This window comes from Photobacterium kishitanii (genome assembly GCF_000613045.3).
GTDB classification, from domain to species: Bacteria; Pseudomonadota; Gammaproteobacteria; order Enterobacterales; family Vibrionaceae; genus Photobacterium; species Photobacterium kishitanii.
Map to the genome: position 1 here is coordinate 2410739 of NZ_LN794352.1, position 16792 is coordinate 2427530.

The following is a 16792-nucleotide window of genomic DNA, read 5'->3' on the forward strand; positions in this document are numbered from 1 at the left end:
TTCAACAGCACCATTAACCCACATCAATTAAAGTCACACTACCATCATCATTAATCTCCGCCATTTTTCCTGAGGGCTCTTTCAATGCCAATAATGCTACAAAACCTAATATGGCTGTTAACGCAATAATGACAAAAAAGGTACTGTATTCAACCAATGATAAAATAGTCAAATAACACACTGCACCAACATTGCCATAAGCACCGGTCATCCCTGCAATTTGGCCTGTCATACGTCGTTTAATCAATGGCACTACTGCAAACACAGCACCTTCACCAGACTGAACAAAAAAAGAACAAATCATTGCTGCTGCTACTGCGACCCATAATGGCCAACTGGCACTAATATTTGCCATTATCAAATAGCCTATTGCCAAACCAGCGGTTAAAATAAGTAAGGTTGATTTACGGCCAAATCTATCTGACAACCAACCACCACCGGGACGAGAAACCAAATTCATAAACGCATAAGAAGACGCAACCACTCCTGCCATAACTGGTGTTAAAGTAAATATCTCTGCAAAAAATAACGGTAGCATGGAGACCACCGCTAACTCAGAACCAAAGGTCGTAAAATACAACACATTCAGCACCGCAACTTGTCGAAAAGAGTAGCGGTGGATGGTTGGCACTGGCTTAATTAATATCTTTCGATTAGCCTGCCACAATTGTTTAATATCAAATAAATAAAATCCAATTAAGCCGATATAAATACCATAGCTAATATCAGCCCTTAACATACCAATCGCAGGTGATGACAGCTTCCACACCAATAACGCCATCGCGGCATACATCGGGATTTTCATGATAATTAATAACCATAAATCTCCTCGAGATGTCACCTCCATTGCACCAATATGTTTTGATTTATAATACGTTGCACCTTTAGGAGTATCTGTCACTGTGAAATAAAATATCACGCCAAATATAACGCTTAAGCCACCCGTAACAGCCATGGCATAACGCCAACCCTCATCACCACCAAACCATAATGCTAATGTTGGTAATGTAAACGCTGCAGCAGCAGAGCCAAAATTACCCCAACCACCATAAATACCTTCCGCAGTCCCTAATTCATGATGTGGAAACCACTCCGACACTAATCGAATACCGATAACAAAACCAGCCCCAATAAAGCCAAGTGCAAAACGCGCTATCGCGGCTTGCATAAAGGTGGTTGAAAACGCAAATACAAAGCAAGGAATCGCGCATAGTACTAATAGCAAGCTATACACTATTCGAGGCCCATATCTATCTGTGAGCATACCCACTACAACCCGCGCAGGAATAGTTAACGCTACATTTAATATTAATAAGGTTTTTATTTGTTCTGTGGTTAATCCTAAAGAGGTTTTTACCGCTTGCAGCAAGGGTGCGAAATTGAACCACACCATAAAGGTAATAAAAAATGCCAACCAACTTATATGGAGTATTTTCATCTTGCCGCGAAAAGAGAACAAATTAAACTTAATATAATTTGACATCACTGTTCCCTATTTACCGAGTAAAGAAACGATCAATTGCACCTGAACACTACCGTTATAACGTCGCACTGGGTATGTAGGTACTAAGGTTTCAGCGAGCTCTAAACATTGACCACTTTCAAGGCAAAAATGTTGTTTATATAACGGCGAAGCCACGACAACTGTGCCGTTTAGTGAACCAAGAATACCCCGTGAAAGCACATTCGCTTTACCAACCGGGTCATAATTATTAATCGCATACAGAGTATTATTATGACCACACCAAAAGAGTGCTATCTGGTGACCATTGACTAACGCACACACCCCAGCATCAAGATATAAATCGTTTTCATCACACACAGTAATCCATTGATTAATCATTATTTATCCTTATTCAGTAATATTAACGATCGTAATAGGCTCACCGCTTTTAGGCCAAGTCATGGGAGTACGCTGCTGACGAACAGTATGGTAAGCCAAGCCCAAATCAGGTTGACGACTATTAATAAAATGCTGAAACCGACGTAGCTCTTGCGGTGACTCAAGCGTAGTTTTCCATTCACATTGGTAATTACTTAAACTAGATGCCATTTCTTGCTCAAGTTCAGCGTTAATATCTAACGCATCATCAATGACGACCTGGCGTAAATAATCAATTCCACCCTCAAGGTTTTCTAGCCATACTGACGTTCGTTGCAGCCTATCGGCAGTGCGGATATAAAACATTAATATGCGATCGATATACCTGATCAAAGTGTCGTTATCGAGATCCGATGCAAATAGATCACCATGACGGGGACGCATACCGCCATTACCGGCTACATACAAATTCCAGCCTTTTTCAGTGGCAATCACGCCAATATCTTTTGATTGAGCTTCTGCACATTCGCGAGTACAACCAGAAACGGCAAACTTAAGCTTATGCGGGGATCGTAAGCCTTTGTAACGATTTTCAAGATCAATCGCAAACGCCATGCTATCGGCCATACCATAACGGCACCAAGTTGATCCTACACACGATTTTACTGTTCGCACCGATTTGCCATAAGCGTGTCCAGTTTCAAACCCTGCATCAACAAGTAACCGCCAAATTTGAGGTAATTGGTGTAACTGTGCTCCAAATAAATCAATCCGTTGTCCGCCGGTTATTTTGGTATAGAGTTTAAATTGTTGGGCAACTTGTCCTAAGATAATCAGTTTTTCGGGGGTAATTTCACCAGCAGGAATACGAGGTACAACAGAATAAGTACCGTCTTTTTGCATATTACCAAGGTAAATATCATTGGTATCTTGCAAACCGACATGTTGTGGTTCAAGAATATAATCATTCCAAAATGAGGCTAGAATTGAACTGATAGCAGGTTTACAGATATCACAGCCTAACCCTGAGCCATATTCAGTTAATAAGGCGCTAAACGTTTTGATCTTTTTAACTCGAATGATATCGGCCAATTGCTGACGACTATAACTAAAATGCTCACATAAATGGTGATTAACTTGATGCCCTAACGCCGCTAATTCAGTTTCCAGTATTTGTTTAGCGAAGCTGGCACATCCACCACACCCAGTACTCGCTTTAGTCATGGTTTTAAGTTGAGCCATATCGACACAACCATCAGCAACCGCCTGACAAATCTGACCTTTATTAACATCAAAGCATGAACATACTGGTGCCTTATCGCCAAGCACATCATCAACAGCTGTCATTTGTGTGGTCGCTGCTAACGCCTCTGGCATTAATAATAATGACGGTGGCGTCGGTAACGGCGATTGGTTCAATGTCAGTTGCAATAGCTGAGAATACTGCTCAACATTACCCACTAATACTGCCCCTAATAATTTATCCCCTTGTTCTGAGACAATAATCCGTTGATAACTCTGCTCAATATCATTTGACAAGGTAAATACCTGAGAAGCATCAACATTATGTACTTCACCAATACTCGCAACATCGACGCCTAATAATTTCAATTTGGTACTCATGTCAGCACCGGTAAATACAGCATCAAGACCACACACAATCGAAGCAGCAACGCGTGCCATTTTATAACCTGGTGCGACTAAACCAAAAATACGGTTATTCCATAACGCACACTCACCAATAGCATAAATATCAGCATCACTGGTCTGACATTGATCGTTAATCACTATCCCGCCGCGCTCACCTATGGATAATCCTGCTTGTTTAGCCAATGTATCTTGAGGACGAATACCTGCAGAAAACACCACCATATCGGTATCTAACTCAGTACCATCAGCAAAAATAAGCTTATAACGGCATTGATCACCAGTAACAATTTTCTCAGTTGCTTTACTGGTATGAACATTAACGCCTAATGCTTCTATTTTTTGACGTAATAACGCCCCACCACCTTCATCCAGCTGTACCGCCATTAACTGTGGCGCAAATTCAACCACATGAGTTTCCAGTGCCATATTTTGCAGTGCATTTGCAGCTTCAAGTCCAAGTAAGCCACCACCAATCACTACCCCTACTCGACTTTGTTTACCTGATGCTGCAATCGCTTTCAAATCATTAATAGTACGATACACATGACAATGTTCAGCATCATTACCAGCAATAGGGGGGACAAAAGGGTATGATCCGGTAGCTAATATCAACTGATCATAAGTAATCTTTTTTCCTTGCTCAGTGATAATATATTTATGTTCACGATCAATCGCCGTCACCTGTTGGTTAATATGATAACTGACTCCAGCTTGTTGATAATCGGCCTCATGTGCTAAGGCTAAGTCTGCCGCTGTTTTATCATTAAAATAATGACTAAGCTGGACGCGATCATAAGCTAAACGATCTTCTTCTGAAAACGTGACTAAATCTATGCCATCAGCGCCATCAGATGCCAATACCTGCTCAATAAAATGATGGCCAACCATGCCATTACCAACAATAACAATCCGTTTTCTATCCATGATGATCTCCTTCTCTATGCCAACTTCTGAGGCTTATTCATCAACATAAGTGCATCCATTCTGGGCTGATGCCATGCTAAGCTGTCACTCAAACTCACCACTTCACCAATAATAATCAATGCAGGTGAGCCAATCTGATGACGATTAACTTGCTCAGCTAACGTTGCTAAGGTGGCCTTAATCACTCGCTGTTCATCAGTACACCCTTTTTCGATTATCGCTGCAGGTGTCGCTGCGACTAACCCCGCATTTACGAGTTGGCGACAGATAAGTTCAACTTTAGATAATCCCATATAAAACACTAATGTATGGTTAAGCTTGGCTAAAGCTTGCCATTGAACCTCAAGATCTCTTTCAGTGTGTACAGTAACTAATGTGCAGCCTTGAGATACCCCGCGATGGGTTAATGGAATCCCCGCATACGCGCTACACCCCCCTGCTGCAGTAATACCTGGTACAACGTCAACCTCGATACTATGTTGGCGTAAATATTGTATTTCCTCGCCACCACGACCAAACACAAATACATCTCCGCCTTTTAAACGACACACTTGCTTCCCTTGTTGGGCTAACCGTACCAATAACTGATTGATCCCTAATTGAGTTATGCTGTGTTGCCCTTTGGCTTTACCCACGTAAATAGTTTGACTATGAGATGGAATAAGCGCCATAACTGCAGCACTCACTAAACGGTCATAAACCACTACATCCGCATTTTCGAGAGTTTTTAATGCCTTTAGTGTTAATAGTTCCGGATCACCAGGACCGGCACCCACTAAGGTAACGATTCCCTGTTGACCTTGATCATCAATCGATTGTGTCACCTGACACCATTGAATCTTAGCGTCATTGGTAACTAACGAATATTGTTGCGGCTTCAATGGCTTCACAGTTCACCTCTTATTATTTTTAACGAAAACTTACTGACTTCGCCTATTTTATTTTGCTTATTTATCCATACAGCAAGCTTAATGCCACCACGAGACAAATAATAAATAACACTGCCAACACGCTGAATTAAAAAATAAATATAAACTTATTCACTAAAAACAAAACACACTATAAAAATAACAAACACCATTATGGTGCATTATTAACAATGCACTGCACCAAAATGATTAACAATTAAAAGCTGACAAAAACAATAATAATACAACCACTGACACAAATACTTAAATAAACATTAAAATCAACAAGTTAAATTCAATTAAAAGACAACAAACAATAACTTAGAAACTATTGGTACATATATTGCCTTTAATTAACTGCGCTATTTGTTTTATCTAAATAAATAAAGGAGCCATCATCAATGAATAATCAAAGCTCATGGGTAAAATCAACCTGTGCTTATTGTGGTGTAGGCTGTGGAATAAAATCACGAATAAATAACCAAGGTCAACTTGACATAAAAGGTGACGAACAACATCCGGCTAATAAAGGTAAGTTATGCGCTAAAGCATTAACCTTAACAGAGACACTTACTAATGATAATCGCATGCTAATGCCACAAATATTAAATAAACCCGTTAGCTGGAATGAAGCATTGGATGAGACGGTTACCCAGCTACAATCTATTATTAATCGCTATGGTCCTAGTGCCGTTGCGTTTTATGTTTCAGGGCAATTACTCACAGAAGACTATTACGTCGTTAATAAACTGGCTAAAGGCTTTATTGGCACCGCTAATATTGATACAAATTCGCGCTTATGTATGTCATCAGCAGTGGCTGGACATCAACGTGCGTTTGGGGAAGATTGTGTCGCCGGCTGTTATGATGATTTAGAAGCGGCAGACGTGGTAATTTTAACTGGATCTAACCTTGCTTGGTGCCACCCCATTCTTTTTCAGCGACTTAAACTAGCACAACAACAGCACAACACTAAAATTGTGGTGATTGATCCTCGCCATACTGCAAGTTGTGACATTGCGGATTTACACCTTGCGATAACTCCTGGTAGCGATATAGCACTATTTAATGGCTTATTAAATTACTTAAATAACAATAACTATATTGATCAAGAATATATCAATGCGCACACCAATAACATTGAAGCAGCATTAACAACAGCAGCAACCTTGAGTAACGATGAAAACGTCAGTCAATTAACTGGCATCAGTGCAGAAAAACTACGCACTTTCTATCAACTCTTCGCCAACCACCCTCGAACCGTAACGGTATATTCTCAAGGGGTTAATCAGTCAATATCAGGCACAGATAAAGTTAATGCTATCATCAATTGTCATTTAGCAACGGGACGGATAGGTAAACTGGGAGCAACTCCTTTTTCAATCACAGGTCAGCCTAACGCTATGGGGGGACGTGAAGTCGGCGGTTTAGCGACAACATTAGCGGCACACCTTAGTTTTGATCGCCAAGATCATTGGCAGCTATTGAGTGACTTTTGGCAAACTAATAACTTGGCCACTAAGCCCGGTCTTAAAGCCGTTGATATGTTTGATGCTATTGCAAATGGCACAATAAAAGCGGTATGGATCATCGCTACTAATCCAGCAGCAAGTTTACCTAACAGCAATAAAATTAATCGAGCATTAGCCCAATGTCCTTGTGTGATCGTCTCTGATTGCGTCAACAATAATGATACTTTGCGTCACGCTACGATTAAGCTTCCAGCTCAAGGTTGGAGTGAAAAATCAGGTACCGTCACTAATTCTGAACGCTATATTTCCCGTCAGCGACGCTTATTGCCGACTCAAGGTGAAGCTAAACCTGATTGGTGGATAATCACTCAGGTGGCTCAAAGAATGGGGTTTGGTGATAGTTTTAATTACACCAATGAAGCACAAATATTTGCAGAGCATGTCGCTTTAACGGCAACAAATAATCACCCTCACCAAACGCCACGGCTACTTAATCTCAGTGGACTTAGCCACCTAACAGACCACGATTACGATAATTTGTTACCACAGCAGTGGCCAATTAATGATGATGGTATTAACCAGCAGCGGTTATTTAGTGATGGCATTTTTCCTACCCAAGATGGCAAAGCTTGCTTTATTGCAACACCTTATCGCCCTGCCATCACTCATCATTCAACAGCCTACCCGCTATTACTTAATACAGGCAGAATTCGAGACCAATGGCACACGATGACTCGTACAGGGCTTTCGGCTTCTCTTGCCAGCCATATTCAAGAACCGCTGATATCTGTCCATCCAACAGATGCTGACCACTATAAGCTAAATAATAATCAATTAGTCACAGTAACGAGTCAATACAGCAAAGCTATTTTTCGCGTACGTATTAGTACTGATGTTAAACCTAGGCAGGTTTTTATTGCCATTCATTGGACCCAACAAACGTCATCATCAGGTAGTGTCTGCGCCCTCATCGACGAACAATGCGATCCTATTTCTGGCCAGCCGCAGTTTAAAGCAACAGCGGTTCAACTGACACCACTCACCTACACCACTGATGCTATTTTAACGACGACAGAAGCCGTGACATTAGCTGACTTACCATCACCAACAGCACTCTATTGGGTATGTAAAAAGGTTAAAGCGGGTTATCAATATTGTCTCAGCTCAAACCTTACGCCAAGTGCCCTAGAGCAAATATTAATGACTTATTTTATGCATCCAGCCCAACACCACTTACGTGCTATCACCCACAATAGCCGTCGAGCAATCGTGATCGAAAATAATCGTTGTATTAGTTCACTGCTCATTCGTCCTTATAGCAATAGCCACTATCTCACCTCGTCGTCTAATATTATTGGCTATGAGTGTAACGAACTAAAATTACATCAGTTTCTCAATGGCGAAGATAATCTTACCGACACAGACATAGTTTGTGCTTGCAAACAAATAACCAAACAACAACTTATTGACACTATTACTAATAAAAAAGTACAAGATGTGTCTACCTTAAGTCGTATAACAACAGCAGGGACTGGGTGTGGTGGATGTTGGTGTGAGTTAGAAAGTTTACTCAACTTAACCGACGCGAATTAACGGCCATGGCATCAACATAATGCCCTATCTATAAGGGCGTTAATTTATATCCATCTTATTTTAAGCACAAAAAACCAACAACCAGACGGCCATTTTTCAACCAAACCACACATTAATTAAAAACTTTCATCGTTACAATAAAATATTTTACATTTAAAGGCTAAATAATACTTTTTTGAAGATAAAAATGAAGTAGATAAGATTTAACCAAATAATATTTAACGACAATTAAAATGTAACATAAAAGTAAACATGAATATTGCGTCAATATAATATAATTTCACATTCGAACACAAACAATAATAATTCTCATTTGTGTAAATAATAATTTACAGCCAATAAAAATATAACCGTGTATATATTTGCGTGTAATATAAATAATCTTTAGCATCTACCTCCTATTCAGATATTCAGTGAATAACTAATTTAAATATATATTACGTCATATTAATTGTGTCGTTATAGATTTTATTATTACCTACAATTAAAGGATTTATGATGAAAAAGTCGATTCTAATTACACTACTATTATCAAGTGCAGTACTTACAGGGTGTAACTCAATAAAAGAAGCCGCTGGTAATATGGTTTTAGGAGAAGACTTAATCCAAGCATCTGAGAAACTAGATGTTTGTGATATGTCTGGTCTTAATACATTAGAAAATATAGCAAAAAATGAACATAACATGCGCGGTTCAGTGGCACTGCTTGCGCTTGGTGAAAATTATGCAGCATCAGGTAACACATCAAAAGTTAATGCTATCGCAAAACAATTACAAGTCCAGACCCCGAAAAAAACGCTTGCCTATATCAAAAGTGAACTTATTAAATCAGGCCACAAACTGCAGCAAAACCGTATTAAAAATGGTTTTACTAGCAACTGTAAATAGTAATAATCACAACAGTTAGTTAAAGATTAAATTTATATACTGAGCAATTAAACATTATTATTTAATTAATATCTCGTAAAGTATTCACTTTAGCTTGAATTAACTGCTTTATTAATTCGGATAACCAAATAATACGGGGATGGTGACTATCACGTTTTAAAGTCACCATTTCAATATCAAAATCAGGAATATCAATCGGAGGTACACATAACGTTAAGTTGTCATCAATCAGATCTGAACGCCCAACCATTTCCGCCATTACAGCCACCATTTTACGTCCTAATAACATTCGTCTGACCGTTAAAAAACGGGTTGTTCCTAATACTACATTGCGTTTTACACCTAGATTCGCCAAGGTTTTATCAACTTGAGTTGTTAGGCATTCATTAGCCGTCACAATCATTTGAGGAGTGTTTAAATACGTTGCTAAACCAATCGGGACTTGAGTCTGCATTACACGATTATCAAAGGTACACAAATGTTTTTCGCGGTACAAAAACGTTGTTAACACATGATCGGGTAACTCATTAAATACCCCAATACACACATCAGTATTGTGTGCAGTTAATAAATCAACGCAATTTTCACTATCGACAGGTTTAAAAATAACTTTGCAGTGTGGCGCAAGTTGCTGCAACGTATCAAATAAATCAGGGCCAAATATTTGCTCAGCGTAATCACTAACCCCAATAATAAATTTTCCAGCATAGTATTGTGGCTCAAACACGACTGACGGCAGAATATCTTGACTAAAAATAGCAAGAATCATTGCCACTTTCGGTGCAACTTCTTGAGCTCTCGTTGTTGGTAGCATTTTATTGCCAACACGCTCAAACAGTGGATCCTGTAATAACTCACGCAACCGTTTCAAATTATAACTCGTTGCAGGTTGCCCAAGATGAAGATGTTTAGAAGCCGCTGACACACTTTCAAAACGGTATAACGCATCAAACGTCAATAATAGATTCAAATCTACCCCACGCCAATTTATCTCTTTCACCTTCACTCCAGTCACGCAATGATTATCGAACTCACTAATAGTAATTATAAAAACGTTCGATTTAAATGATAACTGTAAAACAAATATACTGACTTCTATTCCCAATACTCTTTATGCCATTCTCAGTGGCAATTAACATCATAAGCAGACACTGCTCAGTAACGGGATATGATTTGGTTTAATTGATTGGACTTGGTAAATGACGGCTATAACGAACAATGACTCAATGTGGCATAATCGAAATTATTTACGCCTCCTCGCTGCACAAATTATTTCTCTTATTGGTACCGGCGTTAGTTCAGTCTGCCTTGCCTTACTTGCCTATAATTTAGCGGGTGACAGTGCAGGTATGGTACTGAGTATCGCCTTTGCAATTAAAATGGTGGCTTATATTGGTCTTGCTCCTGTATTTGGAGCAATAGCCCACCGTTTACCAAAACAAAAAACACTCATTATATTAGATATCGCTCGCGCACTGATGTTTTTATGCTTACCGTTTGTGACTCAGGTTTGGCAAGTTTATGGCTTAATGTTCGCGATCAATGCTTGTTCTGCTGGATTTTCACCACTTTTTCAATCAACGTTACCCACAGTACTACCCAATAAACACCAATACGCAACCGCATTATCACTAAGTCGAATGGCTTATGATTTAGAACAAATTATCAGCCCAATATTGGTAGCACTGCTACTCACAATTATTCAATTTAAACTCTTATTCACTCTAGATGCAGCAACCTTTATTATTTCTGCTGGACTCATTTTATGCTGTAGTTTACCTAAACGAGCACCAACACCAGCAACAAAGATTAACTTAAGCAGCTTAACCCAAGGCATCACCAACTATTTAGGTAAACCAACGCTTAAAGCATTATGGTTTGCTTATTTGGCCGCTGCCAGTGCTTCTGCAATGGTGCTCGTAAATACCGTCGTTTATGTACATAACATTTTACAAGGCAACCAAACCCAAACAGCATTAGCACTAATGGTGGTTGGCTTAGGTTCGATGCTTGTTGCTTTACGTTTACCTAAATTACTTGATAAATATACACCACAACATTTTCATTGGTTGGGATTAACCATTATTTGTGGATCTTTTTTTATGGGAGCATTAACCCCTGGTTGGATAGGTTTTGGCTGTATCTGTTTTGCTATGGGGGTTGGGATGTCATTTATTCAAACTTCAGCAGGGCTGATTATTACTAAGGCTTGTGATACCAATAATGAAGATACTGGGCCTTATTTTGCTGCCCACTTTTCATTAACCCATTTTTGGTGGTTAATTACTTATTTGATGGCAGGTATCAGCGTTAAACTATTCGGTGTAAGCAGTGGCTATTTAATAATGGCTAGCCTATCTATTATTAGCTTCATCATTTACGCTATCCTTGCTCAACAACACTCACGAGCATTATAATAATACATAAATGCCAGTACCTATTATGATACTGGCATGTCACAAAATGATCGTCAAAATAATCACTTAATAAACAATAGCCTTCGGTTAAATATAAAAGTCCTTAATTCCCTGTAATAAATTATTCACTGCTACAGCAGCTAAAATTAATCCCATCACACGACTAATAATAGCGGCACCAATATTACCAATCCATTTTTGAATAGTATTGGCACTAAGCAGTAACAATAACGTTACGGCTAATACAATGACCATCACTCCAGCAGTTATGACCTGATCGACCACTGAATAACGATGATTATCAGTTAACATGACAATTGCCATCATCGCACCAGGAGAAGCAATTGACGGAATCGCCAGTGGGTAAACCGCCAGTTCAGCTAAATCAGAATGGCTCACTTCTTCTGATAACTTTTGTTCTTGTTCTGGCTTACTTTCACCAAAAATCATCGTTAATGCAAACAGCAATAACACTAAACCACCCGCAGCTTGAAAGGCAGGTAAAGGGATCTGCATAGCTTCAAGCAATAATTGCCCAGCAACAAGAAAAAAGAGTAGTACTCCTGTCGCTATCGCTACCGCTTTTAATGCCACTTTACGTTGTTGTTTCGCCGTTAAATGCTGTGTCTGCGATAAATAAACAGGCACTGAACCGATAGGATCAATAACAGCCCAAAGAACAACGAATTGAGTAATAAGAATACCAAGCAAAGGTAACCCCTGATGTTATGATTTAGTGGAATGGCTGTGTCGCATCATAACATCAAACCTCAGCACAATTACAAAATTACGCATTTGGTTTCATTATTATAAAATGGAACTAACACTTAGTTATATTATAAAAAAATATGGCTATAAGACGCTCATAATAATAAAAGCGGAACAGTCACTATCTTTGTTCCGTTTTTGATTTTGATATAAGTCATATTCTGTATCTATCAACTCAGAAGGTACAACTTATGACTTTTTATAATGACATCAAAAAATTAATATCATCTGCAACAGGAAATGAGCCCACCACTCTGTTAGCTCGTGTACTCTATATAACGCCAGAACAACGCTTACAAAGACTCAATGAGGTATTTGATACAGATAAGTTTAGCAAGCCCACCTCCTCTGATATCCTTAAAACAGTTTATTCACAAAATAACAACGGATTCAATATCAATAATAATGATTAATAAACGCAAGCTAGAGCTCTATGAAAATTTATTTAAAAATCTAGGCCCAGGAACGTCAAAAAAAACGATTACTGATATTGCGAGCTATTTTAATTGCAGTGAACGTCACACCCGTACGCTACTAAAACAAATGACAACTAAGGGCTGGCTAACATGGCACCCAATCTCAGGAAGAGGAAATCGTGGTGAGATTAATTGCCTTATTGAGCCTATTGATGCTTGCTATCAAGAAGTAGATAAAGCAACGACAACCAATAACCTTGATCTTGTTTATAAACTCATCGGCTTTAATGGTCGCGATACTGCATCAGGATTATGGCAATATTTATCACAAACGGTAACCACCACAGAAGATACCATTTTAGTTCCTTTTCACCGAGGTATTGAATGGCTACACCCACATAAGGCAACAGAAAGAACTGAGCGACACCTTATAAGTGAAATTTATCAAACTCTGCTAGCCAATAATCATGGTCGACTAAATGGTAATCTTGCCCATAACTGGGAAGTCAGTGATGATAAGCGTATATGGACTTTTTATTTACGTGCTGAAACAGTATTTCATGACCTATCGCGCTTAACTGCTGCTGATGTAGTGGCCAGTTTTCATGGATTACAACACAGCTCTTATTGGCAACGCTTATATAGCAATATTGCACGTGTTGAGTCTTGTAATAATGGTATGGTAACCATTGAATTAAAAGAACCTGATATAAATTTTGCATGGTTACTGTGTCGTCCAGAAACAGCCATAATGCCGAAGCGGTTAATTTTTAGTAGCAAGACTGACTTTAAAGCCATTGGCTCGGGCCCTTTTATACTAGGTGTCAATTCCAATAAATTAGTTCGACTCAAACGCTTTGCTAACTATAATCAAGACAATGCATTAGTAGAAAATATTGAGTTTTGGATCCACCATCAATGGGCTAAAAACAAACGTTGTGCTGAAAACTTTTTCTTTCTTAACCGTCAATCTAGTAGCTACCAAGTAACTAACGACAGTGTTGGCTGCTTTGTATTGCTACTAAATAAGCCTCAACTTCAAACTGCCACAGTTAAACAGCAATTAATGACATTATTTAATCAACACCCCATTACTATCAATCTTCCTCCCAAAATAAATATTAGCCATGAGAACAATAATGATAGTCGCCACTATGCCGCACTATTAGAGCAGGTCTGTAATAATCAATCACAAGAAGTGAAATTTGGTCATTATATTGATCGCCAGGATATCGCAATTTGTGGCATTCGTAATGAGCCTAATCGTGTAACAGGGTTTATTAGTTTTTTGAAATTATATCCATTTTGGGAACAGCATCTAAGTTTGAAGCAATTTCAGCAATTTCAATCGTATCTAAACCAACTCACAACAGCGGAGCACAATCAGCAACAACACCAATTAAATATATTACTCACATGGTTAAATGATCAACACCTGATGGCCATTATCAGTCATGAGGAATTACGTCTTACTGTTCCTGATAGTATTCAAGGTGTTGATATTAATTCTATCGGCTGGTGTAATTTTAAAAAACTATGGATAAAGCCTTCAGCGCATGAATCTAAACCTCATGATATTAGATTATCAGTAGCTAACTTGATTAACCCATCATAATAAGCGTTATAGTTCCTCGACTGCTGCAGTAAAACCATGGGCTGATAAATTAAATCCTGCAATATCGACATATTCTTTCTTTTGAAAGAACGTTAATACCTTGTCCATATTACCTGCGTTATTACCTGCATAAGCATGTGCCGTACAATTATGGGTAGTAGGATCATAATTGGTACTCACACGTAAAACGATTTCGTCAGCAACATTAAGATTACTAAATGCTGGTACATATAACCAATTTCGACATGCTGTTGCTTGAGTTTCCATATGATCTAGAAAATCAATACTTGATAAATTTTGACCATTATCGGTGAAATGGAAAACATACGTCTGATTACCAAAATCAGTTTTAGTCACTATTTCATTTTGATCAGGTAATGCTTGATAACTATTATGCTGAGTCGTACCAGCAAATACGGTGGGAGCAATTAAAGATAATGAAAGCAAAAATGTAGAAATAACGGTGGTTCGGTTAAGCACTGTGGTGCACTCCAAGGGCTAAATGTCGCTAATAGCCACCTAATATGCCCATTAGCGATAATAACTCAATAGTTTTTACGTCAATTTTATTTTTAATCCCTGTATTTATACATATTTAAAGCGAAAGTGTTAATCAATCAGTACTAACGAGTCCAAAATTCCTTTACCACTGTGAATCCCACCTTCATTTTCACTTGCTGGCTTACTACGTATTAAATATCCTGCATAGCCACCTAACTCCGTCACAGGCTTGCCATTAAAATACGCACTAAACAAACCTATTTCACTGACTAAATCCTCAACGACTGTCATTTTCGCATCACGAATGGCAATGGTTGGCACTTCACGTTCATGGGGATATAAACGTTGCATTAATGCCCATGCGTCATACTCAGCCACGGTCAATTTTGCTAACGTATCGCTAATATCATTGCCAAACACACAATGACCACCACCTTCACCCTGATTTTTGAGTACCCACTCCGTTTTAGTTGTCTGAGTATTAAACCAATCAATCGTTGCCGCAGTAATAGGTTTCATTTCAGCTAACACACTTTTTACTAGCTCCGCTTCTGCAAGCGTTAATCCCCAACGGATATAATCTTGAGCTGGCATCATAGTTAATAACATTTGCATCGTTTTACTGGTTGCGAGTTGTTGACCGATAGTGGCATTTAAAGCGACATGATGCTGCTCAATAAAAACTCGCATCTGACTTAGGGTGTAACAGCAAACAGCTTCATTCAGCTCCGGCGCACAATAATCACAATATTGATAACCAGCACGTAGGTATACAACATCGACCGCCCCGACACCTTCAAGCATTAAACGCTGACCAGCCCCCGTTGACAATTGAGCACTTAATTGTTCAAAAGTACGCCTTACTGTACGTAACCCTTGCCGTTGTAATGCCGCTTCTAAAAGATGCTGATCATAAACATTATCTTCATTTTTCTGTACCACCATCAAAAAAACAGCGGCGCCTTGATCATTAAAATCTGCTTTTATACTGTGAGCAGCCGTTGTAATAGCATGTGCTAGTTGAGCTAAACCTTGATTATCAGCAGGGGTTGCCAATGTATCTTCTAACCATGCCTGATAAATCTCAGGCCATTGATGTTGTATAAATTGATGTAATTCAGTTGCACGCTGACCAAACGGTGCCATACCAGCGGCAATACCATTAAACTCAATAACTTTTGCACCATATTGACGATCATCCATAAAATCAGTTCGCATCAATAATAACGGTTGACGAGCAGGGTTATAGCGATGATTCACATCACCATGAATCTGATAATGCAATGACATCAAACGTCCAAAAAAAGGATCGGCCTTTGCCATATCCGCTAATGAAGCTTGTAAAAAATCATAATCTTCAGAGACATTCGTTATCAATTTAGTCAGTACAGGAACAACTCGACGTAAATGGTCATAAACCTCACGTTCAATCGTCATTGGTGCAATGCTAAATGGGCAATGTCTCGCAGTATTATCCGCTTGGCGAAAAGCGACACCATGCATAATTGCCCACTCACAAATATCTTCAATAACTTGTTGTGCAATCACCGTTTTATTATTGTTATTCATCGTTTAATCACTCTTAAATACAGCTGAAATTTCGTGTACTTCCCAAATTAATTACCGTCTTTCAAATAGAATTTTTAGCGTAATCTGTAAGCATTGGTCTATTTTCAAAATGCCACAACTATCGTTTAAGTCTCAAACTATACTCCCTCTAATCAAGGATAATACATGTCTGACTCTACAACTGTTTAGTCCTAATCAATGACGTTATTACCATCAATAAAACCCGAATAAAAAACAATAATTTAAACT

Annotated in this window: 13 protein-coding genes; 5 read left to right on the plus strand and 8 right to left on the minus strand. The window is 38.8% G+C overall.

What is annotated here, in order from left to right:
* Positions 1-13: 13 nt before the first annotated feature.
* The 4 genes from PPBDW_RS11280 to cobA are packed head-to-tail and all read right to left on the minus strand — an operon-like array spanning position 14 to position 5235.
* On the minus strand, positions 14-1483 hold the full coding sequence (locus PPBDW_RS11280) for a NarK family nitrate/nitrite MFS transporter (protein ID WP_036795557.1): 1470 nt from the start codon (positions 1481-1483) through the stop codon (positions 14-16).
* Positions 1484-1492: 9 nt separating this feature from the next.
* Positions 1493-1840, minus strand: a complete 348-nt coding sequence (gene nirD, locus PPBDW_RS11285) for a nitrite reductase small subunit NirD (protein ID WP_036796448.1) — start codon at positions 1838-1840, stop codon at positions 1493-1495.
* Between the two features lie 12 nt (positions 1841-1852).
* Positions 1853-4396 carry a nitrite reductase large subunit NirB gene (gene nirB, locus PPBDW_RS11290; protein ID WP_036795558.1) on the minus strand — a complete coding sequence of 848 codons (2544 nt, stop codon included), beginning with the start codon at positions 4394-4396 and terminating at the stop codon, positions 1853-1855.
* A 14-nt stretch (positions 4397-4410) separates the two neighbouring features.
* The gene (gene cobA / locus PPBDW_RS11295) at positions 4411-5235 is read right to left on the minus strand and encodes a uroporphyrinogen-III C-methyltransferase (protein WP_181316379.1); all 825 of its coding nucleotides are present in this window, start codon (positions 5233-5235) and stop codon (positions 4411-4413) included.
* A gap of 470 nt (positions 5236-5705) precedes the next feature.
* Between cobA and PPBDW_RS11300 the strand changes: the two genes are divergently transcribed.
* Together PPBDW_RS11300 and PPBDW_RS11305 are read left to right on the plus strand one after the other, a co-directional pair.
* Positions 5706-8369, plus strand: a complete 2664-nt coding sequence (locus PPBDW_RS11300) for a nitrate reductase (protein ID WP_036795559.1) — start codon at positions 5706-5708, stop codon at positions 8367-8369.
* 498 nt (positions 8370-8867) lie between these two features.
* Positions 8868-9257 carry a hypothetical protein gene (locus tag PPBDW_RS11305; protein WP_036795560.1) on the plus strand — a complete coding sequence of 130 codons (390 nt, stop codon included), beginning with the start codon at positions 8868-8870 and terminating at the stop codon, positions 9255-9257.
* A gap of 61 nt (positions 9258-9318) precedes the next feature.
* Here the strand turns inward: PPBDW_RS11305 and PPBDW_RS11310 are convergent, their stop codons facing one another.
* The gene (locus PPBDW_RS11310) at positions 9319-10257 is read right to left on the minus strand and encodes a LysR substrate-binding domain-containing protein (protein ID WP_054262062.1); all 939 of its coding nucleotides are present in this window, start codon (positions 10255-10257) and stop codon (positions 9319-9321) included.
* Between the two features lie 199 nt (positions 10258-10456).
* Here PPBDW_RS11310 and PPBDW_RS11315 point away from each other — a divergent pair, with 199 nt between their 5' ends.
* A complete protein-coding gene (locus PPBDW_RS11315) occupies positions 10457-11674 on the plus strand; it encodes an MFS transporter (RefSeq protein WP_036795563.1) in 1218 nt (405 codons plus the stop codon).
* 87 nt (positions 11675-11761) lie between these two features.
* Here PPBDW_RS11315 and PPBDW_RS11320 read toward each other — a convergent pair whose 3' ends face one another.
* Positions 11762-12385, minus strand: a complete 624-nt coding sequence (locus PPBDW_RS11320) for a MarC family protein (RefSeq protein ID WP_036795565.1) — start codon at positions 12383-12385, stop codon at positions 11762-11764.
* Positions 12386-12633: 248 nt separating this feature from the next.
* Between PPBDW_RS11320 and PPBDW_RS11325 the strand changes: the two genes are divergently transcribed.
* Positions 12634-12855, plus strand: coding sequence for a hypothetical protein (locus PPBDW_RS11325; protein ID WP_036795566.1), 222 nt, complete (start codon positions 12634-12636; stop codon positions 12853-12855).
* Positions 12848-14473 carry an SgrR family transcriptional regulator gene (locus PPBDW_RS11330; protein ID WP_230850422.1) on the plus strand — a complete coding sequence of 542 codons (1626 nt, stop codon included), beginning with the start codon at positions 12848-12850 and terminating at the stop codon, positions 14471-14473. The genes PPBDW_RS11325 and PPBDW_RS11330 overlap by 8 nt, the downstream gene beginning before the upstream one ends.
* A 6-nt stretch (positions 14474-14479) precedes the next feature.
* Here PPBDW_RS11330 and PPBDW_RS11335 read toward each other — a convergent pair whose 3' ends face one another.
* A complete protein-coding gene (locus tag PPBDW_RS11335; RefSeq protein WP_036795568.1) occupies positions 14480-14953 on the minus strand; it encodes a hypothetical protein in 474 nt (157 codons plus the stop codon).
* 129 nt (positions 14954-15082) lie between these two features.
* Complete coding sequence (locus PPBDW_RS11340) at positions 15083-16543, minus strand: glutathione synthase (RefSeq protein ID WP_036795570.1); 1461 nt, start codon at positions 16541-16543, stop codon at positions 15083-15085.
* Between the last annotated feature and the right edge of the window lie 249 nt (positions 16544-16792).

Excerpts from the sequence above, each read along its gene's own strand:
- PPBDW_RS11330 (WP_230850422.1), top strand. The coding sequence starts at position 12,848 with ATGATTAATAAACGCAAGCTAGAGCTCTATGAAAATTTATTTAAAAAT.
- PPBDW_RS11300 (WP_036795559.1), top strand. The coding sequence starts at position 5,706 with ATGAATAATCAAAGCTCATGGGTAAAATCAACCTGTGCTTATTGTGGT.
- PPBDW_RS11280 (WP_036795557.1), bottom strand. The coding sequence starts at position 1,483 with ATGTCAAATTATATTAAGTTTAATTTGTTCTCTTTTCGCGGCAAGATG.
- PPBDW_RS11340 (WP_036795570.1), bottom strand. The coding sequence starts at position 16,543 with ATGAATAACAATAATAAAACGGTGATTGCACAACAAGTTATTGAAGAT.
- nirB (WP_036795558.1), bottom strand. The coding sequence starts at position 4,396 with ATGGATAGAAAACGGATTGTTATTGTTGGTAATGGCATGGTTGGCCAT.
- PPBDW_RS11305 (WP_036795560.1), top strand. The coding sequence starts at position 8,868 with ATGAAAAAGTCGATTCTAATTACACTACTATTATCAAGTGCAGTACTT.
- PPBDW_RS11315 (WP_036795563.1), top strand. The coding sequence starts at position 10,457 with ATGACGGCTATAACGAACAATGACTCAATGTGGCATAATCGAAATTAT.
- PPBDW_RS11325 (WP_036795566.1), top strand. The coding sequence starts at position 12,634 with ATGACTTTTTATAATGACATCAAAAAATTAATATCATCTGCAACAGGA.